Consider the following 24,893-nt stretch of genomic DNA (forward strand, 5'->3'; position numbering starts at 1 on the left):
CATGATGAAAAGCAAACTTTCCGTGATGGCCGCGGCGGCCGCGACCGTGGCGCTGCTGACCGGCTGCGTGAACCTCGCGCCGGACCACAAGCGCCCCGACGCGCCGGTGGCGCCGCAGTGGCCGCAAGGCCCGGGCGCCGAGTCGACCGACGCCAAGGCCGCGACCGAGCTGCAATGGCAGCAGTTCTTCCGCGACGAGCGGCTCAAGCAGCTGATCGATCTCGCGTTGAAGAACAACCGCGACCTGCGCATCGCGCTGCTGAACGTCGACGTCGCGCGGGCGCAGGCCAACGTCACGGCGGCGAACCGCTGGCCGACGATCAACGCCGGCCTGTCGGCGTCGCGCGCGCCGCAGACCACGGCCAACGGCGACAGCCGCATCGTCAACGCCTACCAGGCGGGCCTGCAGATCACCTCGTACGAGATCGACCTGTTCAGCCGCGTCAAGAACCAGAGCGCCGCGTCCTTCGCGCAGTACCTGGCGACGGGCGAGGCGGCGCGCTCGGCGCAGATCAGCCTGGTGGCCGGCGTCGCGTCGGCCTACCTCGCGGTCCAGGCCGACGAGGAGCTGCTGGCGCTGACGCGCCAGACGCTGGCCACGCGCGAGGACAGTCTCAAGCTGATGCAGCTGAAGTTCGACAACGGCGCCGCGTCCAACCTGGACCTGAGCACCTCGAAGTCGTCGTACGAAGCCGCACGAGCCACGCTGGCGCAGGCCGAGCGCACGCGGCAGCAGGATCTGAACGCGCTGACGTTGCTGGTGGGGCAGGGCGTGCCGGAGTCGCTGCCGCAGTCCAAGCCGCTGAGCGACCAGACCATGGGCTCGCTGCTGGCCGGCATGCCGTCGCAAGTGCTCGTGGGTCGCCCGGACGTGCTCCAGGCCGAGCAGCAACTGGTGGCGGCCGAGGCCAACATCGGTGTTGCGCGGGCGGCGTACTTCCCGAGCATCACGCTGACGAGCAGCGTGGGCACGGCGAGCAGCGCGCTGCGCGACCTGTTCAGCCAGAGCGCCTGGAGCATCGCCGGATCCGCGCTGATGCCCATCTTCGACGCGGGGCGCGTGCGCAACAACGTCGACGCGGCCAAGGCCAACCGCGAGATCGCGGTCGCCCAGTACGAGAAGGTCGTGCAGACGGCGTTCCGTGAAGTGGCCGATGCCTTGGCCGGCCGCGCGACGCTCGACGAGCAACTGCGCGCGCAGGATGCGCAGGCCGCCGCCGAAGCGACACGCCTCGAACTGGTCGACCTGAGCTACCGCAACGGCGCGGCGTCCAGCCTGGACCTGCTGGATGCGCAACGCGCGACCTTCGCAGCGCAGCAGGCGGCGCTGCAGGTGCGCCTCGCGCAGCTGCAGAACCAGGTGCAGCTCTACAAGGTGCTGGGCGGCGGGCTGTTGAGCGGAGTCGTCGTCAACCAGTGACCGTGGGGGCCGCAATGATGCGAGGGGTTCCCGGAGGGGGCCGCTTCCGTCGTGGAGCCCCCTTGGTGTCTCCAACATAACGCTGCAGAGGCTCGCTTTGTGGCTTATGCAGACAACGGGCATGACGCTTCCTTCGTACGGTCACTGCGTCCCTTGTCTATAGGATTTCCCCCTTTGGTGGGGTTCATACAGCGGCGAAGGCTAGGTAAAACCGATTCGCGCTCAAGTGAGCTGCAGCAAAGGGAGATCAAATGAAGCTCTGGAAGTCGGTAGCGATTCTGTCTCTATTGGTGCCCGCATAAATTTGATTGTCACCTTGAGCCCATAGTGTCGAAGACAGTCTTTGCGACGCTCGCTGGTACCGCTGTACTGGTGGTTTTGGTGGCAGTACTCTGGGATTATGATTCTGATGGCAAAGCCAGAGAATCGGCTAGGTCGGAGAGCGTGGGCTCGCAGGAGGAGAGGCAGTCTAATAATGCAGTGATGCAGCCGGTCGACCGGTCTCGGAATGGCTCGCCTGAGCTGCCACCTTCCGCTGGGAAGGTGGCGAGTTCTACTGCTTTAGTGGATTACGGACAGTTTGTTTTGATGGCTGCAGGTGCCCCGACCCCGGAATCTTCAAAACGGGCATTGGACATTCTAAATAGCTGTGAAACCGCAAACAAGTTAAACGCGTCCCTTGAACGAGCAAGGGGTGGGAATAAAATACACAGCGAGAAATTGGCGGCTCTGCTCGGGGATGCGCAACAGCTTCAGCGAAGTTGTCAGAGCATCACTGCAGATATGTATGCCTATCGCGCTCAATTTGCGCAAGCTGCGTTGTTGGGTGCCATGCCCGGCGCGGCCGTTGCATATGGAACTGTGGTTGATTTCAAGCCTCCAGCTGAAATGCGCATTCATCTCTTGAATGGACTCCGCGCCGAATCTGCTGCTGGGTCGTATGGCGCAATAGTATCTCTTGCGCTTCATGGTGCGGAACTGGGTGTCAGTAATGTGGAAATGCAGGCAGTAAGGGACGTGATCGAGCGACTGGATTCAAGTGCGCAGAATGAGATGTTGAAGAGCATCCTTGATGTTCGGCGGCCATTGGAGCTATCTCAACAGGAAAATGATCAAGCTAAACGGCTCGCAGATCGTCTTGAAGCGGCTCTTCGGGCCCGGTCAGACGCAAGGAAGGCGCGCAGCGCGGGTTAGGTGAAGATATTCACGCGGCACAAGTTTGCGTATCGCTGATCCATAAAGCAATTTGTGTTCCGTGCACAAGTTGCGTGCACGGAGTGGCCGTTCCGACCGACAGCGTCCTGACGATCAGCGCAGTCGCTTGATCAGGCTCGACGTATCGAAGCGATTCCCGCCCATCTCTTGGACGTCCGCATAGAACTGGTCGACCAGCGCGGTCACCGGCACGCGAGCGCCGTTGCGACGCGCTTCGTCGAGCACCAGTCCGAGGTCCTTGCGCATCCAGTCCACGGCGAAGCCGAAGTCGAACTTGTCTTCGACCATGGTCTTGCCGCGGTTGTCCATCTGCCAGCTCTGTGCGGCGCCCTTGCCGATGACGTCGAGCACCAGCGCCATCGGCAGGCCGCTCTTCTGACCGAAGGCGATGGCTTCCGACAAGCCTTGAACGATGCCGGCGATGCAGATCTGGTTGACCATCTTGGCGAGTTGCCCGGCGCCGGCGTCGCCCACCCGCGTGACCGCCTTGGCGAAGTGGATGGCGTAGGGGCGGATCTTGTCGAAGACGGCTTCCTCGCCGCCGCACATGACCGTCAGCGCGCCGTTGACCGCGCCGGCCTGTCCGCCGGACACGGGAGCGTCGATGAAGTGCAGGCCGAGCTTCTGCGCTTCGGCGGCGAGTTCGCGGGCGACCTCGGCGGAGGCCGTCGTGTGGTCGACGAAGACTGCGCCCGGCTTCATGCCGGCGAAGGCGCCGTCGGCGCCCAGCACGACCGAGCGCAGGTCGGCGTCGTTGCCGACGCAGCAGAAGACGATGTCCGCGTCCTTGGCCGCTTCACGCGGCGTCGTGGCGGATTGGCCGCCGAACTCCGAGGTCCAGGACTGGGCCTTCGCGGGCGACCGGTTGTAGACGGTGACCTGCTGGCCGGCCTTGGCCAGATGGCCGGCCATCGGGAAGCCCATCACGCCGAGTCCCAGGAAGGACACGCGGAGGGTCGGGGTCGATTCGTAGGAACGCTGGCCGATGCTGCTCATGGAAGGACCTGTCGGTGGGTGGAAAACACCCTTCGATTGTGGCCCTTCCGCCGCTTCGTCCTGTGCGCGCCGCGTCACCGCGGCGCTGCATTTAGACGATGGTCAGGTGCTCGGTGCCCGACGACAGATCGCCGCTGCGCGCCCGCTCGCTGTTGAGCTTGATCTGCAGGCGCAGGTCGTTGACCGAGTCGGCGTTGCGCAGCGCGTCCTCGTAGGTCACCTTGCCCATTTCGTAGAGGTCGAACAGCGCCTGGTCGAAGGTCTGCATGCCGAGCTCGCGCGAGCGCTTCATGATCTCCTTGATCTCGCCCACCTCGCCCTTGAAGATCAGGTCGCTGATCAGCGGCGTGTTCAGCAGGATCTCGACCGCCGCGATCCGGCCCTTGCCTTCCTGGCGCGGCAGCAGCCGCTGCGACACCAGCGCCTTCAGGTTCAGCGACAGGTCCATCAGCAGCTGCGCGCGCCGCTCTTCCGGGAAGAAGTTGATGATCCGGTCCAGCGCCTGGTTGGCGCTGTTGGCGTGCAGCGTGGCCATGCACAGGTGACCCGTCTCGGCGAAGGCCACCGCGTGCTCCATCGTCTCGCGGTCGCGGATCTCGCCCATCAGGATCACGTCCGGCGCCTGGCGCAGCGTGTTCTTCAGCGCCTGCTCCCAGCCCTCGGTGTCGAGGCCGACCTCGCGCTGGCTGACGATGCAGTTCTTGTGCGGATGCACGAATTCGACCGGATCCTCGATCGTGATGATGTGGCCGTAGGTCGTCTGGTTGCGGTGGTCCACCATCGCCGCCAGCGAGGTGCTCTTGCCCGAACCGGTGGCGCCCACCAGGATCACCAGGCCCCGCTTGGTCTGCACCACGTCCTTCAGGATGTGCGGCAGGTCCAGCGACTCGACCGTCGGCAGCGTCTGCGGGATGGTCCGCAGCACCAGCGCCACGTGGCCCTGCTGGATGTAGGCATTGACGCGGAAGCGGCCGATGCCCTGCGGGGAGATCGCGAAGTTGCACTCCTTGGTGCGTTCGAAATCGGCCGCCTGCTTGTCGTTCATGATGGAGCGCGCCAGCTGCAGCGTGTGCTGGCCGGTCAACGGCTGCGGCGACACCTTGGTCACCTTGCCGTCCACCTTCACCGCCGGCGGGAACTCCGCCGTCAGGAAGAGGTCGGAGCCCTTGCGCGACACCATCAGGCGAAGCAGGTCGTTGATGAACTTGGTGGCCTGATCGCGTTCCATGGCGGCGTCCTGTCCTGTGTGCCGGGGGCGCGGCGGTCACCCGCCCGCTCCCGATCGTTCTGTCGTTGTGGTGGGGGCCGGTCCGCTCAGCCGGGGAAGTTCTCGGGCATCTTGGCCTTGGCGCGCGCCTCGGCCGGCGAGATGATGTTGCGGCGGACCAGGTCGGTGAGGTTCTGGTCCAGCGTCTGCATGCCCAGGTTGTTGCCGGTCTGGATCGACGAGTACATCTGCGCGACCTTGTTCTCCCGGATCAGGTTCCGGATCGCGGACGTGCCCAGCATGATCTCGTGCGCGGCGACCCGGCCGTTGCCGTCCTTGGTCTTGCACAACGTCTGCGAGATCACCGCCTGCAGCGATTCGGACAGCATGGCGCGGACCATGTCCTTCTCCGCCGCGGGGAAGACGTCGACGATCCGGTCGACCGTCTTGGCCGCCGACGAGGTGTGCAGCGTGCCGAAGACCAGGTGGCCCGTTTCCGCGGCGGTCAGCGCCAGGCGGATGGTTTCCAGGTCCCGCATTTCGCCGACCAGGATGCAGTCCGGGTCTTCGCGCAGCGCGGAGCGCAGCGCGTTGGAGAAGCTCATCGTCTGCGGACCCACCTCGCGCTGGTTGACCAGGCACTTCTTGGATTCGTGGACGAATTCGATCGGGTCCTCGACGGTCAGGATGTGGCCGTACTCGTTCTCGTTGAGGTGGTTGACCATCGCGGCCAGCGTCGTGCTCTTGCCGGAACCGGTCGGACCGGTCACCAGCACCATGCCGCGCGGCTTCATCGCGAGTTCGGTGAACACTTTCGGGCAGTTCAGCTGCTCGAGCGTCAGGATCTTGCTCGGAATGGTCCGGAACACCGCCCCGGCGCCGCGGTTGTGGTTGAACGCGTTGACGCGGAAACGCGCCAGGCCCTGGATCTCGAACGAGAAGTCGACTTCCAGCGTTTCCTCGTAGGACTTGCGCTGGGCGTCGCTCATGATGTCGTAGACCATGTCGTGCACCTGGCGGTGCTCGAGGGCTTCGACGTTGATGCGCCGCACGTCGCCATGGACGCGGATCATGGGGGGCAGTCCGGCGGACAAGTGAAGGTCGGAGGCCTTGTTCTTGACCGAGAATGCCAGCAGTTGGGTGATGTCCATGGGATGAGGAAAAGCGTGGGCGATTATGGCGACGATCTCCGAGAACATACAACAGCTCCATGGCCGCATTGAGAGGGCTTGCCATCAGGCGTCGCGGCCTGTCGACAGCGTCGCGCTGCTGGTGGTAACAAAGACTTTCCCGGCCTCGGATGTGAGAGAGGCCTTCGAGGTGGGCGAGCGCCGCTTCGGGGAGAACTACGTCCAGGAGGGCGTGGACAAGATCGAGACGCTGGCCGATCTGCGCGGACAGGTCGAATGGCACTTGATCGGCCCACTGCAGAGCAACAAGACCCGCGTCGTGGCCGAGCGCTTCGACTGGGTGCACAGCGTGGACCGCCTCAAGATCGCCCAGCGGCTGGCGGAACAGCGTCCGGCCGACCTGCCGCCGCTGAACGTCTGCCTGCAGGTCAACATCAGCGGCGAGGACAGCAAGAGCGGCCTGTCGCCGGCGGAGGTCGCCGAGGTGGCCCGGGCCGTGGCGGCGCTGCCGGCGCTGCGCCTGCGCGGGTTGATGGCGATTCCCGAGCCGGCCGCCACGCTGGAGGAGCAACGGCGGCCGCACCGCGCACTGGCCGGGTTGCAGGCCGCGCTGAACCAGGACCTTGGCCTCGCGTTGGACACGCTCAGCATGGGCATGAGCGCCGACATGGACGCCGCGATCCTTGAAGGCGCCACGATGGTGCGCGTCGGCTCGGCGATCTTCGGCGCCCGCGCCAGGCCGGAACCTCCCCTCGATCCGTCTCCGCCGGCGGCCTGAATGGCTCCGCTGCCGCGCCCGCCGACCTGGTGCCCCAGACCCCGGGCGACCTGTCGGTCCGGGCGCTCTGGCGCGAGGGCCGGACGGCGGAGCGGGGCTGGGTACTCGGCGGATGGCTGGCGACGATCGTCGCGTGCGTCCTGCTCGGACTGGTCACGGTCCGGGAAGGCTGGTCCGGCATCCCCGTCGATCTGGGCGGTGCCAACGCCTTCCTGACCTTCTATCCGCCACTCCCGCTGTGCCTGTGGTGGACGCTGTGCTTCGGCTGGCGATGGGGCGCCGTGCCGGCCTGGCTGGCGACCTTCGTGCTGGCGCTGGATGCCGGCTTGCCGACCGCCTGGGCGGCGCTGTTCGCCTGCGCCAATCCGCTGGGGCTGGCCGTGCTGGCGCTGGGCTATCGCGCCGTCGGCGCCCCGCGCGGGTTGCGCAGCCTGGGGGCCTGGCTGTTTTTCGTGCCGCTGTGCTTCGTCGCCGCGGTGTTCAGCTCTTCGGGCGCATTGATCTGGAATTTCAGTCACGACCTGCCCGCGCACCGTCAACTCCCGATCTGGCAGGGCTGGTGGCTGGGCGCCTTCGTCCAGAGCGTCCTGCTCGGCGGGCCGCTGATGGCGCTGACCTGGCCCCGGCTGTCACGCTGGATCGCGGCGCGGCCGGCGCTGTTCACGCCGCCGCCCCGCGGCCGCCGCGCGATGGGCTTGGGTCTGCTGTTCGCGATCGTGCTGGCGGTGCAGGGCTACGGACTGGTCAGCCTCGGCCTGGGTTCCTTGCAGCTGCGCGCCGCGCTCGGCGGCCACGACTGGGCGAAGCTCGACGAGGCCTCGCGGGTCATGCTCAGCACCGCCTGGGTGTTCTTCTGGGTCTTCACGCTGATCGTGCTGTTCGTCGCCCAGTTCGGCTACCAGGCGTTGTCGCGCTGGCTGCGGTCGACCGAGGCGCTCGTGACGCAGCTGGCGCAGGTGAACGCGGAGCTGGAGCAGCGGTCGCGCACCGACGGCCTCACCGGACTGGCCAATCGCATGGCGACGGAGGAGGGGCTGCGCGCGTTGCTGCGCACCGTGCGGCGCTACCGGACGCCGTCCGCGCTGCTGATGCTCGACATCGACCACTTCAAGCAGGTCAACGATCGTCATGGCCACGCCGTCGGCGATGCGGTCATTCGTGCGTTGGCGGAGGTGCTGAAGGCGTCATCGCGCGACGTGGACCTGCCGGGGCGCTTCGGCGGGGAGGAGTTCGTCATCGGGCTCGCCCACACGGACCTGCCCGGTGCCCGTCGTTTCGCCGAACGGCTGCGCGAGCGCATCGCCGCTGCGCCGGTGACGGTCGATCCGAAGGATGGCGGCGCGGCACCGATCGCGTACACCGTCAGCATCGGCGTGACCGTGCTGCGCGAGAACGATCCCGGCATCGAGGACGCGTTGCGGCGGGCGGATGCGGCGATGTACCGGGCGAAGGCGGGCGGGCGCAATCGCGTCGAGGTCCTCGATGCGGAGGCGTCGTCGCCACCACGGCCGGCGCCACCTGCATCGGGCAACGCCTGACCCTGCCGGTCTTCCTCGCTCGGCGGTTACCGCGCGGGTACGCGCATCCGGCGGGGGCTTTGCGCAGGAATGTGCAGGAATCGTGAAACCCCGACTGGCGGTTCATTAGGGCTTCTACCGAGGGCCTGCCACGTGGTTCGGCGAAGCGCTTTCATTCAGTTGCAAGTGCCGCGTCAGAATTCACGGGGCCCTGATCCCGCCCCGGATTCCCCGAATCAAGTCCAACGATGATCGCGCCGAAGCCGATGGTCGGTCCGCACCGCTGGCGCCACGAGCGCTCGCGGATCCGCTGCGGTCCGGCCATTCAAACAACTCAATCGTTGCGAGGGAATCGATGTCGTTTCTGTCCCGCCTGCGTATCGGCCAGCGCCTGACGCTGAGCTACGCGCTGCTGATCCTGCTGCTGGTCGTGATCGGCGCCTTCGGCGCCCACAACGCCAGCCGCCTGTCCCATGACCTGAGCACGACGGCCAATTCCAGCCTGGTGAAGATCGCGCTGGCCAACGCGCTCGAGAGCGACGTCAACGTCATCGCCCGCGCCTCGCGCGACCTGCTGCTGCTCGACACCGCCAACGCCATCAAGCGCCAGAAGGCCGACATCGCCGCCGCGCTCGAGGACGGCCAGAAGCAGCTGACCGAGCTCGACGGCAAGGTCTCCGACGCGAAGGACAAGGAGCTCGCCGCCAAGGTGCGTGAGCACCAGACCAAGTTTGTCGACGCGGTGTCGAAGTTCCTGAAGGTGCAGCAGGACGGCAGCCCGGACGAGGCCCGCGAAGCGCTGATCAAGGACGTGCGTCCCGCGCAGAAGGACTACCAGGACACGCTGAAGAGCCTGGTCGACCTGCAGTTCGCCAATGGTCGCGACCTTGCCGAAGGCGGCGCCAAGCTGGCCAACCAGTCGATCTTCATCACCGGCGTGCTGGTGGTGATCGCCGTGGTCATCGGCAGCGTCGGCGGCCTGACGATCGCCCGCTCGATCATCGTGCCGGCCCGCAAGGCCAAGGACGCCGCCCAGGCGATCAGCTCCGGCGACCTGTCGCAGCACATCGAGGTCGAAGGCTCCGACGAACTGGCGCAGATGCTGCACGCGATGCGCGACATGCAGACCGCGCTGTCCGGCGTCGTCGCCAGCGTGAGCTCCGCCGCCGGTGAGGTGGCCCAGAACTCCAACGAGATCGCCGGCAGCAACGTCGACCTGTCGGACCGCACCGCGCGTTCCGCCGAGAGCCTGCAGAACACCGCGGCCTCGGTCGAGCAGATCGCCTCCAACCTGAACGGCGCCAGCGAGCTGACCCGCAAGGCCGCCAGCATCGCGACCAAGGCGCGCCAGTCGGCCTCGGCCGGCGGCACCGTGGTGAGCCAGGTCGTGTCGACGATGGAAGAGATCAGCGCGAGCTCGCGCAAGATCGGCGACATCATCGGCGTCATCGACGGCATCGCCTTCCAGACCAACATCCTGGCGCTGAACGCCGCCGTGGAAGCGGCCCGCGCCGGCGAGCACGGCAAGGGCTTCGCGGTGGTGGCGTCGGAAGTGCGCGCGCTGGCCTCGCGCTCGGCGCAGGCCGCCAAGGAAATCAAGGTGCTGATCCAGGAATCGTCCGTCAAGGTCGAGAACGGCACCGCCCTGGTCAACAACGCCGGCGCGACGATCCGCTCGGTCGTCGACGAGGTCAACAACATGGGCCAGCTGATCGAGGAGATCTCGCACTCGGCCCAGGAGCAGGCCGCCGGCGTCGGCGTCGTGAACAACGCGATGAACGAGCTGGACCGCGCGACGCAGCAGAACACCACGCTGGTGGACGAGCTGACCCGTTCGACGGACTCGCTGCGCGACAGCAGCTCGCGTCTGGTGCAGGCCGTCGGCTTCTTCAGCACCGCGCGCGCCGCCTCCTGAATTCCCAGTTCCTACCGGAAACCCGATTTCCTCACCCAAGACGTACGAGGTCCCAAATGAGCAAGAACCTGTCCCGCAACGTTTCCCGCACCCTGCTGGGCCTGGCCGCTGCGCTGGTCCTGGCGGCCGGCGCCCACGCCACCCCCAAGATCGTCAAGAAGGTGCCGCCGGAATTCCCGGCCGAAGCCGCCCGCCAGTCGATCTCGCAGGGCTCCGTGCGCGCCAAGATGAACATCGAGCCGGACGGCAAGGTGTCGGGCGTCGAGATCCTGGAAGCCGAGCCGCGCAAGGTCTTCGACAAGGCCGTGACCCGCGCGCTGATGGATTGGAAGTTCGAGCCGAGCGGCCAGAAGGAAACGCACGAGGTCAAGCTCGTGTTCAAGAACGAGGACTGATCACCGACGCCGGTCCGCAGGGATCGTTCGATCGATATCACCGGAGGGCCGCGCGAGCGGCCCTTTCCCATGGTGACGCCAGACGGCGACCATCGATGCCAACAGGCGCTTCAGGGTGACCTAAGTCCCTGGAGAGCGCCTCGCCTACACTCTCGCCCCATGTCCCGCCCGAACGCACCCGGTCCGCGCCGGCTCCTCTGGAGTCGCTGGCTGGTGCTCGTCCTGTTGAGCCTGACCCTGCCGCTGCAGGGCGCGCTGGCCGCGACGATGGGCATCGGCATGGCGCTGATGTCGTCGACCACCGGCGCTGCCGTGATGACGATGCCGAGCGACTGCCAGGACATGGGTCAAGGCATGGCGCATGACATGTCCGCCATGGCCGGGATGTCGCATGACATGGGCGGCATGGATCACGCCGGCATGGCCTCGGTGGGCCATGGCACGTCGCACGACGACGGCGCGGATCACACGACCACCCCAGACCACCATTGCGGCATCTGCCTGCAGTGCTGCATCGGCGCCGCCCTGCCGATCGCGTCGCTGACGCCTGCCGCGCACGACCTGCGCGACGCGGCGCCCTCGCTCGACGCCCACGGTGCGCCCGAGCAGTCTCCCCAGCCGCTCGAGCGGCCGCCCAAAGCCTTCCTCGCCTGAACGCCGGCGTTCGTCCTGGACGAGCCGCCGTACGAGCCTGCGTCCGCCCGCGTTTCCCGCGGCAGACCGGCGTCGCTCCTGTTCATCCGAGAGGCTGCCATGTCTTCCCGTTTCATTCCCGCACTCGCGCTGGCGACGTGCCTGGGCGCCGCCACGGCCGCGCCGCCCGATCCCGCCGATGCGCGACTGACGTCCTCCGCGCCGCGGCCCCAGCCGTCCGCTCCCGCATCGAGTGCCGCGGTCGTCGATCCCGGGGTCGGCGATTGGCGCCAGGCCAACCGCCGTGTGCTCGAGGCCGGCGGATGGCGCGCGCTGCTGCGTGAGAGCCAGGCCGCCTCGGCGCCGGCCGGCGGTCATCACCACCACTGAGGAGCGACCGATGTCCTCCATGAACACACCCGGACGCTCCCCTGTCCGGCTGCTGCTCGCGCTCGTCGCGACGATGACCTTGTCGGCCTGCGCCGCCTTGTCGCCCGAACAGGCAGCCGCGCCCGTGCAGCAGAAGAGCCGTGATTGGCTCGGCGCCGAACTGCCGCTGCAGCGCTCCGACGATCAGCGCGCCGCCGCCCGCGCGCGCACGGATGCCCTGCTCGCGGCGCCTCTTGACGCACAGGGTGCGGTGCAACTCGCGCTGCTCAACCACCGCGGGTTGCGGGCGGGGCTGTACGGCCTCGGCATGGTGGAAGCCGAGCGCGTGCAGACGCTGCTCTGGCCGAATCCCGTGCTCAACATCGGTCGTCTGGTCCGGGGCGACGAGAGGGAGATCGAGCGCGGTCTCCAGTTCAACCTGCTGAGCCTGCTCGGTCGTGGCGCTCGTCAGGAAACCGGCGCCCGGGCACTTGAACGCGAGCAGGCCCGCGTTGCTCAACAGTTGCTGGACGTTGCAGGTCAGGCGCGTCGGAGTTGGATCCAGGCGGTCGCGTCGCAGGAGCAATTGCGACACGCGCAGACGGTGCTCGATTCGGCCTCGGCCGGTGCCGAACTCGCGCTGCGCATGCGGCAGGCGGGCAACGTCAGCGCGTTGCGTCTTGCGCGCGAGCGCACGGTGCTCGCCGAAGCGCAGCTCGCGATGGAGCAGACGCAGTTGCAGGCGGCGGGCGATCGCGAAGCGTTGATCCGCGCGATCGGCCTCTGGGGCGACGACCTGGCCGCATTGAAGCTGCCCGAGCGTCTGCCGGACGTGCCCACCGACTTCCGCACTGCGGACGATGTCGAGCGTCAGGCGGTCGCGCAACGGCTCGACATCCTGGCCGCGAAGCGGGAGTCCGAGCGACTCGCTGCGCAGCTGGGCCTGACGCGCCGTACCGGCCGCGTCAACGTGCTGGAGCTCGGCCTGCAGCGCAACAGCAGCAACGAGGAACCGACGCAGCGCGGTGTCGAGCTCAGCGTCGAACTGCCGCTGTTCGACTGGGGTCAGGCACGTGTCGCCGGCGCGCGCGAGGCCTATGGCCAATCGCTGGAGCGCACCGCGCAGATCGCGATCGAGGCGCGGTCCGAGGTGCGCGTCACCCGGGCGCGCGCGGAGACCGCGTGGCGCATCGCCCGACGCCATCACGACGACGTGTTGCCGCTGGCCAGACAGGTCTCCGACGAGACGCTGCTCCGCTACAACGGCATGCTGGTCGGCGTGATGGACCTGCTCGCCGATGCGCGCGTGCAGGCGCGCGCCGTGTCCGCGACGCTGAACGCACAGCGCGATTTCTGGCTCGCGGAGTCTGAACTTTCGCAAAGCCTGCTCGGCCCCGTGCGCGACGGCGCCACGGCGGCCTCCTTCATTTCCTCGACCGCCGCAGCGCCTGAAGCCGCCGCAGCGCCTGAAGCCGCCGGCGGCGCCGCGCATTGAGCGCGCGGCCTCGAAAGGACCTTCCGATGATTTCCCGGAGAAACCTCTTTGCCCGAGCCGCCGCAGGGGCGGCGCTCGGCGCTGCCGGCGCGGTGAACGCGAGCGGGGTGTCGCGTGTCGCGATGGCCGCGCTGCCCGAGCCTGCCCTGCGCGACAGCGCCGACACGGCACCGCCGCTGGCGCCGCCCAACGGCCGCCCGTACAACCCCGTCGTCACGCTGAACGGCTGGACGCTGCCCTGGCGCTTGCGTGACGGCGTCAAGGAGTTCCACCTTGTCGCCGAACCGGTGCTGCGCGAGCTCGCGCCGGGCACCACCGCGCACCTGTGGGGCTACAACGGCCAGTCGCCCGGCCCGACGATCGAGGTCGTCGAGGGTGACCGCGTGCGCATCTACGTCACCAACAAGCTGCCCGAGCACACCAGCGTGCACTGGCACGGCCAGCGCCTGCCCAACGGCATGGACGGCGTGTCCGGCTTGACGCAGCCGGCGATCAAGCCGGGCGAGACCTTTGTCTACGAGTTCGTCGCCCGCCGTCCGGGCACCTTCATGTACCACCCGCATGCCGACGAGATGACGCAGATGGCGATGGGGATGATGGGCTTCTGGGTCACGCATCCGAAGGCGCGGCATCCGCAGATCGCCGAGGTGCAGCGCGACTTCTGCTTCCTGCTCTCGAGCTACGACATCGATCCCGGCAGCTACACGCCGCGCACGATGACGATGACCGATTTCAACCTGTGGACCTGGAACAGCCGTGTCTTCCCGGGCATAGCCCCGCTCAACGTGCGGCAGGGCGACCGGGTGCGGATCCGCGTCGGGAACCTGACGATGACCAACCACCCGATCCATCTGCACGGGCACGAGTTCGAGGTCACCGGCACCGACGGCGGCCCGGTGCCGAAGACGGCGCGCTGGCCCGAGGTCACGACCGACGTCGCGGTCGGGCAGATGCGGCAGATCGAGTTCCTGGCCGATGAACCCGGCGACTGGGCGTTCCACTGCCACAAGAGCCATCACACGATGAATGCGATGGGACATGAGGTCGACACGCTGATCGGCGTGGACCATCGCGGTCTTGCGGCGCGCATCAACAAGGTCATCCCCGACTACATGGCGATGGGCGAGCGCGGCATGGCCGACATGGCCGAGATGGAGATGCCGCTGCCCGAGAACACCGTGCCGATGATGGCCGGCCGCGGGCCGCACGGGTCGCTGGAGATGGGCGGGATGTTCAGCGTGCTGAAGGTCCGAAAGGACCAGAAGCCAGGCGACTACACCGACCCGGGCTGGTATGCCGCCCCGGCCGGCACGGTCGCTCGCGCCGTCGCCACGCCGGCGGCTGCCCCCGAGGCGCCGGTGCCGAAGTCATCCGCGCCGGCCGCCGCCGAGCCGCTGCGTGTCCGAAAGCCCGATGGGCACGGACATCAGGGGCATTGAGCTTGCCGCTCCCCGATTCACAGATTCAGAAAGCCAATACCATGAACCACATTCGTACCGTCTTCGCCGCCCTTGCCGTCGTCCTGAACGCTGCCGCCTTGCCGGCCCGCGCGCAGGAGCATTCGCACGAAGGCCATGACCAGCAGATGGAAGCCGCCGAGGCCTCGACGCCCTCCTCGCAGGACTGGATCCCGGCCGAAGTCCGCCGGATCGACATCCCGCAGCAGAAGCTGACGCTCAAGCATGGCGACATCCGCCACCTCGACATGCCGGGCATGACGATGCCGTTCAAGCTGGCGCCGGGCGTGGTGAGCGCGGCACAGCTCTCGGCGATCAAGGCCGGCGACAAGCTGGAGGTCCGGATCGAATCGCGCGACGGCGCACCGACCATCGTCGAGCTGCGTCCGGCGCCCGCGCAGAACTGAGGCGGCGGATCGCCGGCGAGATCGCGGACAATCGCGCCATGGCGATTCAATGGTTTCCCGGGCACATGCACAAGACCCGGGGCGCGATCCGCGAGCGCATGAAAAGCGGGATCGACGTGGTCATCGAGATGCTCGATGCCCGCGTGCCCGCGAGCAGCGCCAATCCGCTGATCGCGCAACTGACGCAGGGCCGGCCGGCGCTGAAGCTGATCAACAAGCAGGACCTGGCCGATCCGGCGCGCACGGCGGAGTGGCTGGCGTTCTACCGCGCGCAGCCGAACACGCACGCCGTCGCGATCCACCAGGGCCAGCCCGGCCTGGCGAAGCTGATGGCGGCCGAGTGCCGCGCGTTGGCGCCGAACCGCGGCGGCCTGGACAAGCCGTTGCGTGTGCTGATCTGCGGCATCCCGAACGTCGGCAAGTCCACGCTGATCAACACGATCGTCGGCAAGCGCGCCGCCGCCACCGGTGACGAGCCCGGCATCACGAAAATGGAGCAGAAGATCCTGCTCGACAAGGGCGTCTACCTGTTCGACACGCCGGGCATGCTGTGGCCCAAGATCCGCGTGCCGGAAGCGGGCCTCAACCTCGCCGCCAGCGGCGCGATCGGCCGCAACGCCTTCGAGGAGGAAGTGGTCGCACTGGACCTGCTAGGTTATCTGCGCCGGCACTATCCGCAGTCGCTGAAGACCCGCTACCAGCTCGAACCCGACGCCTCGCTGCTCGACGGCGAGGTGCTGCAGCTGATCGGCAAGCGCCGCGGCGCGGTGCTCTCGGGCGGTCGCATCAACATGCAGAAGGCCGCGGAAGTCCTGCTTTACGACCTGCGCCAGGGGCAGTTGGGCCGCATCACGCTGGAAACACCGGCAGAGTTCGACGAATGGACCGCCGCCGCCGACGCCGCGGAAGCCGCCCGGATCGCCGAGAAGGAAGCCCGCGCCGTCGCCGCCAAGCGCGGCACGCGCGACGCGCAGCAGGCGCATGACTCGGAGGGGAGGAGGACGACGATGAAGAAGAGGACGAGGACGAGGACCTCGACCGCGAGGACTGAACCGCGAGAGACCGAGCGCGACGGCGCAAGCCGGGCGCCCCTTCGCTCATACGCTCGCAGGCTCCGCTAAATCGCTCAGGGGCACCCAGCTTCCGCCGTCCGGAGCAGCGGGCGCCGTGCGGCGGTCAGGGATGCACTTGCAGCATCTGCAGCGCCGGCAGTTGCCAGCCGAAGTACAGGGCCGCCAGGCGCAACGCTGCGACACCCACCATGCCGATGACGAAGGCCCAGCGCATCGGCACGCCCATCGCCTTCAGCAGGAAGTACAGCGCAATGCCGCCGATCGCAGCCGTGGCGTAGATGTCCTTGCGCAGCAGCAGCGGCGCCTGACCACTCAGGACGTCGCGCAGCACACCGCCGCCGCACGCGGTCAGCGTGCCCATCAGCAGCGCGGGCATCGGCTTCACGCCGTGCTCCTCGGCGATCTCGGTGCCGCACAGCGCGAACAGCGCCAGTCCCAGCGCATCGGCGATCTTCAGGATCCCGATCGCGTGCTCCGGGAACGGCCCCACGATCAGCGCGGCCAGGGCGCTCGCGATGATCACCAGCAGATAGCGCGTGTCCTTCATCCAGAACACGGGATGCCGGTTCAGCAGCAGATCCCGCAGCGTGCCGCCCCCACCGCCGTCATCGCGGCAATGACCAGCAGCCCGAACAGGTCGAGCCCCGCCTGCATCGCGGCCAACGCGCCGCTGACGGCGAATACCGCCACGCCCAACAAGTCGAACCAGTAGATCATCGGCATAGGGCGCGGAGTTTAGAGGCGCGCACCGTCCCTTGAAATCGGGCCCGCGCGACCCCATCTGTCGCCGCGATAATCCAGGCCCCATCGGGGGCGCTCCTCACGCGCCGCTTTGGACCCGTTGGCATCCCTTCGCATCACCGCTCTCACGAACGATGGACAAGCAAACCCATTCCTTCCAGGCCGAAGTCAAGCAGATCCTGCATCTGGTGACGCACTCGCTCTACTCGAACAAGGAGATCTTCCTGCGCGAGCTGGTCAGCAATGCGTCCGACGCCTGCGACAAGCTGCGCTTCGAGGCGCTCGACCATCCGCAACTCTTCGAGGACCAGCCGACGCTTGAAGTCCGCGTGTCCTTCGACACCGAAGCCCGCACCGTCACCATCAGCGACACCGGCATCGGCCTGTCGGCGGAAGAGGCCATCGCCCATCTCGGCACGATCGCCAAGAGCGGCACCCGCGAGTTCATGGCCAAGCTCGAAGGCGAGCAGAAGAAGGACGCGAACCTGATCGGCCAGTTCGGCGTCGGTTTCTATTCCGGCTTCATCGTCGCCGACCGCATCACGGTCGAATCGCGTCGCGCGGGCCTGCCCGCCGAGCAGGGCGTGCGCTGGACCTCCGAAGGCACCGGCGATTTCGAGGTCGAGACCATCACCAAGCCCGGCCGCGGCACGGACGTCATCCTGCATCTGCGCGAGGGCGAGGAGGAGTTCCTCAAGACCTGGCGCCTGAAGTCGACGATCGCCAAGTATTCGGACCACATCTCGCTGCCCATCCTGATGCGCAAGGAAGAGTGGGACGCCGACAACGCCGCGCAGGTGCTCAAGGACGAGTGGGAGCCGGTGAACAAGGCGTCCGCGCTGTGGACGCGCTCGAAGAGCGACATCACGCAGGCCGAGTACGACGCCTTCTACCAGCAGATCAGCTACGACACCGAAGCGCCGCTGGCCTTCACGCACAACCGCGTCGAAGGCCGCAGCGAATACACGCAGCTGCTCTACATCCCGGCCAAGGCCCCGTTCGACCTGTGGAACCGCGACAAGCGCGGCGGCGTGAAGCTGTACGTGAAGCGCGTGTTCATCATGGACGACGCCGAGGCGCTGATGCCGGTCTACCTGCGCTTCGTCAAGGGCGTGATCGACTCGGCCGACCTGCCGCTGAACGTCAGCCGCGAGCTGCTGCAGGAGAGCCGCGACGTGAAGGCGATCCGTGAGGGCTCGACCAAGCGCGTGCTGTCGATGCTGGAATCGCTGGCCCACAGCGAGGACGCCGGCGAGCGCGACAAGTACGCGCGCTTCTGGACCGATTTCGGCCAGGTGCTGAAGGAAGGCGTCGGCGAGGACCACGCCAACCAGGAACGCCTGGTCAAGCTGCTGCGTTTCGCGTCGACGCATGCGGATGAGAACGTCTCGTTCGCCGACTACGTGTCGCGGATGAAGGAAGGCCAGGAGACCATCTTCTACATCACCGCAGACAGCCTGGGCGCCGCGAAGAACAGCCCGCAGCTCGAGATCTTCCGCAAGAAGGGCATCGAGGTGCTGCTGCTGACGGAGCGCGTCGACGAGTGGATGCTGTCGCACCTGCACGAGTTCGAAGGCAAGTCGCTGCAGTCGGTCGCCAAGGGCGCCGTCGATCTCGGCCAGCTCCAGGACGAGGAAGAGAAGAAGAAGGCCGAGGAAGCCGCCGAGCAGTTCAAGCCGGTGCTGGACCGGCTGAAGACCGCGCTGGAAGGTCGCGCCAAGGATGTGCGCGTCACGACGCGGCTGGTGGATTCGCCGGCCTGCATCGTGGTCGAGGAGCACGACATCAGCGGCCACCTGGCCCGGATGCTGAAGCAGGCGGGTCAGACCGCGCCGGTGTCGCAGCCGACGCTGGAGATCAACCCCGACCACGCCCTGGTGAAGAAGCTGGGCGCGATCGAGGGTGACGACGGCCGCTTCGGTGATCTGGCGCAGGTGCTGTTCGACCAGGCGCTGCTGGCCGAAGGAGGTGTGCTCGAGGACCCCGCGGCCTACGTGAAACGCGTCAACGCGCTGCTGCTGGGCTGATGTCGTTCCGCCGCCGCGCGCTCATGCCGCGGCGGCTGCCCCTCGGAACGCAGGCTCCGGCTGGCGTTGCCGGTGCACTGCCGGATCTGGCCGGGGACGGTGTTCCTCGACCGTGCCTTCAGCCGTGCCTTCAACCGTGCCAGTTGGGCTGGGGCTCGGCTTGCGCGCGCATCGCCTCGAGCTGCTCCCGCAGCTTCACGACCTGGTCGCTCCAGTAGTTGGGCGTGCCGAACCAGGGGAAGGCCGCCGGGAACGCCGGGTCATCCCAGCGTCGCGCCAGCCAGGCGCTGTGGTGGATCATCCGCTGCGTGCGAAGCGCCTCGACCAGCTTCAGTTCGCGCCAGTCGAATTCGCGCACGCTCTCGTAGCCGTCGAGCAGCGCGTCGAGCTGGCGGCGTGCGGCCTCCGGCTCCCCCGACAGCATCATCCACAGATCCTGCACCGCGGGGCCCTGGACGGCATCGTCGAGGTCCACGAAATGCGGGCCGCGATCCGGCGTCCAGAGGATGTTGCCCGGATGGCAGTCCCCATGCAGACGCAGCGCGCGGCGATCGGGCAGCGCATCGAAGGCGGCATCGATGGCATCGATGCAGCGCGCGGCTGCGTCGTGCCAGTCGTTCGAGACCTCCGGCGCCAAGGTGTCGTGCGCACGCAGCCAGTCGCGTGCTTCCCGCGCGGGCGCGGCGCTGTTCCAGGACAGACGGTGCTCGAAGGGCTCGCGTTGGCCGACCTCGTGCAGTCGCGCGAGCAGCCGGCCGATCCAGCGCAGCACCTCGGGATCCTCGAGCTCCGGCGCGCGGCCGCCCTGGCGCGGCGTCACCGCGAAGCGCTGCCCCTGGAAATGTCCCAGGGTGCTGGCCGCCGCGCGGTCGTCCGCGCCGTCCTTCAGCGCCAACGGCGCGACGACGGGCACTTCCGCCTCGGCGAGTGCCCTGGCAAACGCGTGCTCCTCGAGGATCTGCGCATTGCTCCAGCGGCCAGGCCGGTAGAACTTCGCGACCACTGCCGCGCCGTCCTCCAGATGGGCCATCAGCACGCGGTTCTCGTAGGAGTTCAGCTGTAGCAGCCGGCCGTCGGGGCGCAGTCCCGCATGCTCGAGCGCATCGAGCATCAGTTCGGGGGTCAGGAGGCCGAAACCGGCCGTCATGTCAGTCATCGGAGCGGCGAGGGCAGCAAAAACGGCGCCGGAGCGCCGTCGTGTCCTCGAGAAGCGGGCAGGGGCGTAGCTTAGCGCCGCCCGTAGCGGGGCGAGTCGACCACCACGCCGCCGATGTCGGGATCCGGCAGCTCGCCGCCGGGCAGGGTCGGGAAATCGCGTCCGAACTGGGAGTCGCGGAACTGCGGATCGCGCGCATGCGGGTCCCGGAGCTGCGAGTCGCGGAAACCGGACGCCTCGTGCGTTCCGGCTCGCGGACGGTAGCCGCGGGCCCGCGGTTCCGCCGACGGCAGCGGCGCCTGCATCGACTCGCCGCCGAACGCGTCGTAGCGGCTGTCCGGCGCAAAAAGGAGTCGCTGAACACCGGGGAGTCGTTCCAGAGCGTGTTGCGCGAGGTCGCGGGCGCGGCCGGGGCCGGACGGCGCGGGGCCGCGGCCGGCGGCGCGCTGGGAAGATGGGGGCGCTGCCGCGCGGCATCGCCGCCATGCCGGCGCGGCTGCCCTGGTTGCTGTAGGGCACGAGCAGTTGCAATTCGGTGGCGCTCGGGAGCTTGTCCACCGACGAGCGCAGGTAGCGGATGCGGCACGCGGCCAGGACCGCCTGCTTGATCTGCAGGCTGCGGGTGGAGCCCGGACGGTCGGTCTCGATGTCGATGGCGGCCAGCACGCGCCCGTTGGGACTGCAGATCGCGAAATTCACGCTGATGCCGCCCAGCAGCTCATACCAGTAGCGCACGTCGCGGGCCTCGGTCGGCTGGCAGAAGCGCACCATCGGCAGCTTGCACATGACGACATGGTGGGGGAGGGCCTCGCGCAGCAGTCGGAAGACGCGGCGTTCGTCGGCGCTGAAGACGGGGCGGGCGTTGAGCGACCACTCCGTGGGCAGCGGCTTGCGCTCACGGCGCGGGCGCCGCAGCAGGAGCGCGGCGGCCAGTCCCAGGACTGCCAGCGCCGACAGTCCCGCGATGATCCACGGAAGCAGGTTCTGCATATCCCAATGAGCCCAATGAGCTGGCCGGACCGGACGGATGGCGCTCGACGACGCCGGAGGACGCACGGGAGCAGCGAATCGGACACACCGTACCGGGCGAATCGCGGGAATGTAGCGGAAAGGCGTTACAAATTGCATCCAAACTCACCCCGCCACCCCCTGGAATCGGGTGTGTCCCCAGGGAATGAAACCGCTACCTGTGCGATCAGCGTTTCGAGCCCGGGTCGTCGGAGCGGTCCCGCACCTTGCGGATCCGGGACTTCACCTCGGCCACACCATCCAGGAAGTCGCCGACGGTGCGCATGTGGCGCTTGAACTGGAAATCCCATTCGGCCATGTGGCGCTCCAGGGCCTCGTCCACATGCGAGGAGACCGAATCCGGCGGCAGGCGCAGCCAGGCCTCGGATTCGCCGCCGTCGCGCTCGACCGTCGCGCCGGCGTTGCGGGCGATCTTCAGCATCGGTGCGTTCTCGCTCAGCGCGTGAATGAACAACGTGTCGATGCCGCGGTTGCGCGCGTGCAGCGAGGCGCGCTCGAACAGTCGGCCGCCGAAGCCCTTGCCGCGGGCGGACGTGGCCACCGAGACGCCGAATTCCGCCATCGCCGGCCGCCCCCTGATCTGCGGCGCGGGGGCGTAGGCCAGGTGGGCCACGGCGATCAACTGCAGGCGGCGGTTGAAGATGCCCAGCACCTCGTCGCGGACAAGGTCCAGGCCGGCGACGTATTTCCCGATCTGCTCGTCGCGCGCCGGGTAACCGAAGCGCAGGTAGCGGTCGCGCTCGCCCAGCGCGAGCAGGTGCTGCAGGATGCGCTTGCGGTGGCGCTTGCCCAGCGAACGGATCGGCACCCAGCCGGTCCAGCGGGCCAGCATCGCGCGCGGGCTCCAGCGGGACGGTGGCGTCGTCTCCGGCACCTTCGGCTCGGGCGTGGTCGGGCGGGGATCGGACGGGGTGGACATGGCGGGCTGGGCGATGGGGAGGGATGCTAGCGGGGAACGGCGCCGGTGCCTGTCCGGAGGCGTCACAAATCGGCGGCGCGGATCAGCCGGCGGGCCGCGCGGCGTGGCGCCAGCAGCCGGGGCTTGGGCTTTCGGGCGGGTTCTGCTAGACTCGTCGGCTTTCCCGTTTCCAAGGCAGCGGGGGAACGTCCGTGAGAGGCCGCAGCGAATCACATTGACTGTGACATCGCAGACAAGCGTGCACCGAGCGTACGGGGGCAGATCGCCCGAAGTTTCGCCTTTTGAAAGAATCTCATGAAGACCTTCAGCGCCAAGCCGGCCGAAGTGACGCACGAGTGGTTTGTGATTGACGCCACCGACAAGGTGCTCGGACGTGTTGCCAGCGAAGTGGCACTCCGTTTGCGCGGCAAGCACAAGGCCATCTACACGCCTCACGTCGATACCGGTGACTTCATCGTCATCATCAACGCCGAGAAGCTGCGCGTCACTGGCAACAAGGCCACGGACAAGGTGTACTACCGTCACTCGGGTTTCCCGGGCGGCATCTACGCCACCAAGTTCAAGGACATGCAAGCCAAGCATCCGGGCCGTGCCCTGGAAAAGGCCGTCAAGGGCATGCTGCCCAAGGGCCCGCTCGGCTACGCGATGATCAAGAAGCTGAAGGTGTATGCGGGCGACACGCATCCGCACACCGCCCAGCAGCCCAAGGCGCTGGAAATCTAAGGAGCGGAGATGATCGGAAACTGGAACTACGGTACCGGCCGTCGCAAGTCGTCTGTGGCACGTGTCTTCATCAAGAAGGGCACTGGCCAGATCACGGTGAATGGCCGCTCGATCGAGCAGTACTTCGGCCGTCAGACGTCCATCATGATTTCGCGCCAGCCTCTGCTGTTGACGAACAATGGTGAAGCGTTCGACATCAAGGTCAACGTGCACGGCGGCGGCGAGTCCGGCCAAGCCGGCGCGGTCCGCCTGGGTATCACCCGCGCGCTGATCGACTATGACTCGGCCCTGAAGCCCGAACTGAGCCGCGCTGGCTTCGTCACGCGTGACGCGCGTGAAGTCGAGCGTAAGAAGGTCGGTCTGCACGGCGCCCGTCGCCGGAAGCAGTTCAGCAAGCGCTGATCGACTTCCGTCCGCTGGTGGCATCCGGGTTGGGATGTCATCGGTGGCGAAAGCTCAAGGACAAGGCCGCTGCTTCAGCGGCCTTGTTTTTTGTTCGACAGGGTGCATATCCTGTCGAAGGGGCTATCTCCAAGGGTCCGCTCCTCACGCGGGGCCTTTGAGATAATCCCGCCATTCCTCCGACACAACAGGATCCACGATGAGCGCAGTCCTCGAAACGCAATCCACCGATCTGGGCGGCATGCCGGCGCCGCTGGTCTTCACCGACAGTGCGGCCGAGAAGGTGCGCGAGCTGGTGCTGGAAGAAGGCAATCCGGAACTGAAGCTGCGCGTGTTCGTGCAGGGGGCGGTTGCTCCGGCTTCCAGTACGGCTTCACCTTCGACGAAGCTGTGAATGACGACGACACGCAGATGGCCAAGAACGGCGTGACGCTGCTGATCGACGCCATGAGCCTGCAGTACCTGGTCGGCGCCGAGATCGACTACAAGGAAGACCTGCAAGGCGCCCAGTTCGTGATCAAGAATCCGAACGCGCAAACCACCTGTGGTTGCGGGTCGAGCTTCTCCGTCTGAGCGGCGGAAACGCCGGATTCGTCGGATGCTTCGGCCTCCGGGCTGAATGACAAGGACCGCCTTCGGGCGGTCTTGTCGTTTCTGAAACGCGGAGTTTGCTGCGAGGCGTCGATCAGGCGGGCGTGTAGCTGCCCAGCACGCGCAAGCCGGATGCCCCGGTCGCCGTCGGCAGGTTGCCGGGCAGGCCGTGCACATGGCGCATCGCCAGCCAGGCGAAGGCGGCGCCCTCGACCTGCATCGGCGGGAGTCCCTTGGCTGCGGTCGTGCGGATCGCGACGGTGGGTAGCAGCGCCTGGAGGCGCTTCAGCAGCGTGTCGTTGAATGCGCCGCCGCCGCAGACCAGCAACTCGCGCCATGCGCCGGGTGCGAAGGCGACCAGGCTGTCGAGCACGCACAGTGCGCTCAACTCAAGCAGCGTCGCCTGCACGTCGACGGCAGACGCGCGCGGTGCGTGCGCTGCGATCCGGGCATCGAGCCAGCCCAGGTGGAACAGATCCCGCCCCGTGCTGCGCGGAGGGGGTTGGCGGAAGTAGGGTTCATCCAACAAGGCGTTGAGCAGGCCTGTATGGACCTGGCCCTGCGCGGCCCATTGCCCGCCGGCGTCGTAGGCGGCACCTTGATGGCGCTGGATCCAGCCGTCCATCAGGCAGTTGCCCGGTCCGCAATCGAAGCCGCCACTGCGACCGTCTGCCCAGAGCAGGCTCACATTGCTGATGCCGCCGACGTTCAGCACGACGACGTCGGTGCCGTCCTGTGCCAGCACCGCGCGATGGAAGGCGGGCACCAGCGGCGCGCCCTGGCCACCGGCCGCGAGATCGCGGGTGCGAAGGTCGTGGACGACCGCGATGCCGCTGAGTTCGGCCAACAGGGGGCGTTGAGCAGTTGCAGGGTGAAGCCGGTGCCGTCGAACTCGCCGGGGCGGTGCCGGACGGTCTGCCCGTGCGCGCCGAGTGCACGGATCTCCCGAGGGGCAAGCCGCTGCGCGGTCAGCAGCGACCGGCATGCCTGGGCATAAGCGCGAGTGACCGCATTGCCGGCAAGCGCCGCGCGCTGCAGTTCGTTGATGCCGGGGCTGTTGAGCGCCAGCAGTTCCGCGCGCAACTCGGGGCTGAAAGGCTGGTAGTCGTGGGCCAGGGCCTGGACGCGCCCGTCGGACTCGGCGCGCAGCAGCACCGCGTCGACGCCGTCGAGCGAGGTGCCGGACATCAGTCCGATGTAGAGCTCGACGCCAGACTTCTTCATGGCGGAAGGGGCGGTGGCGGAAGGGGCGGGCGTGCGGCTATTCCAGCGAAGCGCTTGAGCGAGCGCTGGCTGAC

General features: G+C 67.6%; 22 protein-coding genes and 4 pseudogenes. 16 read left to right on the forward strand and 10 right to left on the reverse strand.

Features of this window, described 5'->3' with window-relative positions; all coding sequences use genetic code 11:
- Position 1 precedes the first annotated feature (1 nt).
- Together ACQ86G_RS10430 and ACQ86G_RS10435 are read left to right on the forward strand one after the other, a co-directional pair.
- Entirely contained in the window at positions 2 to 1,420 is a 1,419-nt protein-coding gene (locus ACQ86G_RS10430) for an efflux transporter outer membrane subunit (protein ID WP_431260507.1), read from the forward strand.
- A 483-nt stretch (positions 1,421 to 1,903) separates the two neighbouring features.
- Entirely contained in the window at positions 1,904 to 2,614 is a 711-nt protein-coding gene (locus ACQ86G_RS10435; protein ID WP_431260508.1) for a hypothetical protein, read from the forward strand.
- Between the two features lie 114 nt (positions 2,615 to 2,728).
- Here the strand turns inward: ACQ86G_RS10435 and ACQ86G_RS10440 are convergent, their stop codons facing one another.
- The 3 genes from ACQ86G_RS10440 to ACQ86G_RS10450 all read right to left on the reverse strand — a co-directional run bounded on the left by ACQ86G_RS10440 (position 2,729) and on the right by ACQ86G_RS10450 (position 5,989).
- Positions 2,729 to 3,631, reverse strand: coding sequence for an NAD(P)-dependent oxidoreductase (locus tag ACQ86G_RS10440; RefSeq protein WP_431260509.1), 903 nt, complete (start codon positions 3,629 to 3,631; stop codon positions 2,729 to 2,731).
- 91 nt (positions 3,632 to 3,722) lie between these two features.
- A complete protein-coding gene (locus ACQ86G_RS10445) occupies positions 3,723 to 4,859 on the reverse strand; it encodes a PilT/PilU family type 4a pilus ATPase (RefSeq protein WP_431260510.1) in 1,137 nt (378 codons plus the stop codon).
- 86 nt (positions 4,860 to 4,945) lie between these two features.
- Complete coding sequence (locus ACQ86G_RS10450) at positions 4,946 to 5,989, reverse strand: type IV pilus twitching motility protein PilT (RefSeq protein ID WP_088407838.1); 1,044 nt, start codon at positions 5,987 to 5,989, stop codon at positions 4,946 to 4,948.
- 25 nt (positions 5,990 to 6,014) lie between these two features.
- On the opposite strand from ACQ86G_RS10450, the gene ACQ86G_RS10455 reads away from it, so the two are divergent.
- The 10 genes from ACQ86G_RS10455 to ylqF all read left to right on the forward strand — a co-directional run bounded on the left by ACQ86G_RS10455 (position 6,015) and on the right by ylqF (position 16,055).
- Complete coding sequence (locus ACQ86G_RS10455) at positions 6,015 to 6,746, forward strand: YggS family pyridoxal phosphate-dependent enzyme (protein WP_431260511.1); 732 nt, start codon at positions 6,015 to 6,017, stop codon at positions 6,744 to 6,746.
- Positions 6,747 to 6,775: 29 nt separating this feature from the next.
- Entirely contained in the window at positions 6,776 to 8,284 is a 1,509-nt protein-coding gene (locus ACQ86G_RS10460) for a diguanylate cyclase (RefSeq protein WP_431260512.1), read from the forward strand.
- A gap of 334 nt (positions 8,285 to 8,618) precedes the next feature.
- Positions 8,619 to 10,178 carry a methyl-accepting chemotaxis protein gene (locus ACQ86G_RS10465; protein WP_431260513.1) on the forward strand — a complete coding sequence of 520 codons (1,560 nt, stop codon included), beginning with the start codon at positions 8,619 to 8,621 and terminating at the stop codon, positions 10,176 to 10,178.
- A 56-nt stretch (positions 10,179 to 10,234) separates the two neighbouring features.
- Positions 10,235 to 10,573, forward strand: a complete 339-nt coding sequence (locus ACQ86G_RS10470) for an energy transducer TonB (RefSeq protein ID WP_431260514.1) — start codon at positions 10,235 to 10,237, stop codon at positions 10,571 to 10,573.
- A gap of 159 nt (positions 10,574 to 10,732) precedes the next feature.
- Complete coding sequence (locus ACQ86G_RS10475) at positions 10,733 to 11,227, forward strand: hypothetical protein (RefSeq protein WP_431260515.1); 495 nt, start codon at positions 10,733 to 10,735, stop codon at positions 11,225 to 11,227.
- A 99-nt stretch (positions 11,228 to 11,326) separates the two neighbouring features.
- A complete protein-coding gene (locus ACQ86G_RS10480) occupies positions 11,327 to 11,596 on the forward strand; it encodes a hypothetical protein (protein WP_431260516.1) in 270 nt (89 codons plus the stop codon).
- Between the two features lie 10 nt (positions 11,597 to 11,606).
- Positions 11,607 to 13,070, forward strand: coding sequence for a TolC family protein (locus ACQ86G_RS10485; protein ID WP_431260517.1), 1,464 nt, complete (start codon positions 11,607 to 11,609; stop codon positions 13,068 to 13,070).
- 26 nt (positions 13,071 to 13,096) lie between these two features.
- Complete coding sequence (locus ACQ86G_RS10490) at positions 13,097 to 14,509, forward strand: multicopper oxidase family protein (protein WP_431260518.1); 1,413 nt, start codon at positions 13,097 to 13,099, stop codon at positions 14,507 to 14,509.
- 41 nt (positions 14,510 to 14,550) lie between these two features.
- Complete coding sequence (locus tag ACQ86G_RS10495) at positions 14,551 to 14,934, forward strand: copper-binding protein (RefSeq protein WP_431260519.1); 384 nt, start codon at positions 14,551 to 14,553, stop codon at positions 14,932 to 14,934.
- Between the two features lie 38 nt (positions 14,935 to 14,972).
- Complete coding sequence (ylqF, locus tag ACQ86G_RS10500; RefSeq protein ID WP_431260520.1) at positions 14,973 to 16,055, forward strand: ribosome biogenesis GTPase YlqF; 1,083 nt, start codon at positions 14,973 to 14,975, stop codon at positions 16,053 to 16,055.
- A 55-nt stretch (positions 16,056 to 16,110) separates the two neighbouring features.
- On the opposite strand, the gene ACQ86G_RS10505 is transcribed toward ylqF, so the two are convergent.
- Both ACQ86G_RS10505 and ACQ86G_RS10510 read right to left on the reverse strand, forming a co-directional pair.
- The gene (locus tag ACQ86G_RS10505; RefSeq protein WP_431261368.1) at positions 16,111 to 16,554 is read right to left on the reverse strand and encodes a trimeric intracellular cation channel family protein; all 444 of its coding nucleotides are present in this window, start codon (positions 16,552 to 16,554) and stop codon (positions 16,111 to 16,113) included.
- A pseudogene (locus tag ACQ86G_RS10510) lies at positions 16,555 to 16,730 on the reverse strand (trimeric intracellular cation channel family protein); the annotation flags it as partial. It lies immediately after the preceding gene.
- A gap of 152 nt (positions 16,731 to 16,882) precedes the next feature.
- Between ACQ86G_RS10510 and htpG the strand changes: the two are divergent.
- A complete protein-coding gene (htpG, locus tag ACQ86G_RS10515) occupies positions 16,883 to 18,775 on the forward strand; it encodes a molecular chaperone HtpG (protein ID WP_431260521.1) in 1,893 nt (630 codons plus the stop codon).
- Between the two features lie 130 nt (positions 18,776 to 18,905).
- On the opposite strand, the gene ACQ86G_RS10520 is transcribed toward htpG, so the two are convergent.
- The 4 genes and pseudogenes from ACQ86G_RS10520 to ACQ86G_RS10535 form a co-directional block, all read right to left on the reverse strand.
- The gene (locus ACQ86G_RS10520) at positions 18,906 to 19,931 is read right to left on the reverse strand and encodes a serine/threonine protein kinase (RefSeq protein ID WP_431261369.1); all 1,026 of its coding nucleotides are present in this window, start codon (positions 19,929 to 19,931) and stop codon (positions 18,906 to 18,908) included.
- 71 nt (positions 19,932 to 20,002) lie between these two features.
- Positions 20,003 to 20,236, reverse strand: a complete 234-nt coding sequence (locus ACQ86G_RS10525; protein WP_431261558.1) for a hypothetical protein — start codon at positions 20,234 to 20,236, stop codon at positions 20,003 to 20,005.
- A gap of 241 nt (positions 20,237 to 20,477) precedes the next feature.
- Positions 20,478 to 21,059, reverse strand: a pseudogene (locus ACQ86G_RS10530) (DUF2726 domain-containing protein); the annotation flags it as partial.
- Between the two features lie 67 nt (positions 21,060 to 21,126).
- Complete coding sequence (locus ACQ86G_RS10535; RefSeq protein ID WP_431260522.1) at positions 21,127 to 21,879, reverse strand: GNAT family N-acetyltransferase; 753 nt, start codon at positions 21,877 to 21,879, stop codon at positions 21,127 to 21,129.
- A 294-nt stretch (positions 21,880 to 22,173) separates the two neighbouring features.
- Between ACQ86G_RS10535 and rplM the strand changes: the two genes are divergently transcribed.
- The 3 genes and pseudogenes from rplM to erpA all read left to right on the forward strand — a co-directional run bounded on the left by rplM (position 22,174) and on the right by erpA (position 23,577).
- Positions 22,174 to 22,602 carry a 50S ribosomal protein L13 gene (rplM, locus tag ACQ86G_RS10540; RefSeq protein ID WP_067065533.1) on the forward strand — a complete coding sequence of 143 codons (429 nt, stop codon included), beginning with the start codon at positions 22,174 to 22,176 and terminating at the stop codon, positions 22,600 to 22,602.
- Positions 22,603 to 22,611: 9 nt separating this feature from the next.
- Positions 22,612 to 23,004 (forward strand): 30S ribosomal protein S9, encoded by a 393-nt coding sequence (gene rpsI, locus ACQ86G_RS10545; RefSeq protein WP_331614824.1) that lies wholly within the window; start codon positions 22,612 to 22,614, stop codon positions 23,002 to 23,004.
- Between the two features lie 199 nt (positions 23,005 to 23,203).
- A pseudogene (erpA, locus tag ACQ86G_RS10550) lies at positions 23,204 to 23,577 on the forward strand (iron-sulfur cluster insertion protein ErpA).
- A gap of 112 nt (positions 23,578 to 23,689) precedes the next feature.
- Here the strand turns inward: erpA and ACQ86G_RS10555 are convergent.
- Positions 23,690 to 24,819: pseudogene (locus ACQ86G_RS10555) on the reverse strand (anhydro-N-acetylmuramic acid kinase).
- Positions 24,820 to 24,893: the final 74 nt, after the last annotated feature.

The sequence above is a fragment of the Roseateles chitinivorans genome, assembly GCF_050632145.1.
Lineage (GTDB): Bacteria > Pseudomonadota > Gammaproteobacteria > Burkholderiales > Burkholderiaceae_C > Roseateles > Roseateles chitinivorans_B.

Coding starts and splice junctions, on each gene's coding strand:
- ACQ86G_RS10520 (WP_431261369.1), bottom strand. CDS start 19,931: ATGACTGACATGACGGCCGGTTTCGGCCTCCTGACCCCCGAACTGATG.
- ACQ86G_RS10475 (WP_431260515.1), top strand. CDS start 10,733: ATGTCCCGCCCGAACGCACCCGGTCCGCGCCGGCTCCTCTGGAGTCGC.
- ACQ86G_RS10495 (WP_431260519.1), top strand. CDS start 14,551: ATGAACCACATTCGTACCGTCTTCGCCGCCCTTGCCGTCGTCCTGAAC.
- ACQ86G_RS10505 (WP_431261368.1), bottom strand. CDS start 16,554: ATGAAGGACACGCGCTATCTGCTGGTGATCATCGCGAGCGCCCTGGCC.
- ylqF (WP_431260520.1), top strand. CDS start 14,973: ATGGCGATTCAATGGTTTCCCGGGCACATGCACAAGACCCGGGGCGCG.
- rplM (WP_067065533.1), top strand. CDS start 22,174: ATGAAGACCTTCAGCGCCAAGCCGGCCGAAGTGACGCACGAGTGGTTT.
- ACQ86G_RS10435 (WP_431260508.1), top strand. CDS start 1,904: ATGCAGCCGGTCGACCGGTCTCGGAATGGCTCGCCTGAGCTGCCACCT.
- ACQ86G_RS10440 (WP_431260509.1), bottom strand. CDS start 3,631: ATGAGCAGCATCGGCCAGCGTTCCTACGAATCGACCCCGACCCTCCGC.
- ACQ86G_RS10450 (WP_088407838.1), bottom strand. CDS start 5,989: ATGGACATCACCCAACTGCTGGCATTCTCGGTCAAGAACAAGGCCTCC.
- ACQ86G_RS10455 (WP_431260511.1), top strand. CDS start 6,015: ATGGCGACGATCTCCGAGAACATACAACAGCTCCATGGCCGCATTGAG.
- htpG (WP_431260521.1), top strand. CDS start 16,883: ATGGACAAGCAAACCCATTCCTTCCAGGCCGAAGTCAAGCAGATCCTG.
- ACQ86G_RS10480 (WP_431260516.1), top strand. CDS start 11,327: ATGTCTTCCCGTTTCATTCCCGCACTCGCGCTGGCGACGTGCCTGGGC.
- ACQ86G_RS10525 (WP_431261558.1), bottom strand. CDS start 20,236: ATGCAGGCGCCGCTGCCGTCGGCGGAACCGCGGGCCCGCGGCTACCGT.
- ACQ86G_RS10535 (WP_431260522.1), bottom strand. CDS start 21,879: ATGTCCACCCCGTCCGATCCCCGCCCGACCACGCCCGAGCCGAAGGTG.
- ACQ86G_RS10485 (WP_431260517.1), top strand. CDS start 11,607: ATGTCCTCCATGAACACACCCGGACGCTCCCCTGTCCGGCTGCTGCTC.
- ACQ86G_RS10470 (WP_431260514.1), top strand. CDS start 10,235: ATGAGCAAGAACCTGTCCCGCAACGTTTCCCGCACCCTGCTGGGCCTG.
- ACQ86G_RS10445 (WP_431260510.1), bottom strand. CDS start 4,859: ATGGAACGCGATCAGGCCACCAAGTTCATCAACGACCTGCTTCGCCTG.
- ACQ86G_RS10465 (WP_431260513.1), top strand. CDS start 8,619: ATGTCGTTTCTGTCCCGCCTGCGTATCGGCCAGCGCCTGACGCTGAGC.
- ACQ86G_RS10430 (WP_431260507.1), top strand. CDS start 2: ATGATGAAAAGCAAACTTTCCGTGATGGCCGCGGCGGCCGCGACCGTG.
- rpsI (WP_331614824.1), top strand. CDS start 22,612: ATGATCGGAAACTGGAACTACGGTACCGGCCGTCGCAAGTCGTCTGTG.
- ACQ86G_RS10490 (WP_431260518.1), top strand. CDS start 13,097: ATGATTTCCCGGAGAAACCTCTTTGCCCGAGCCGCCGCAGGGGCGGCG.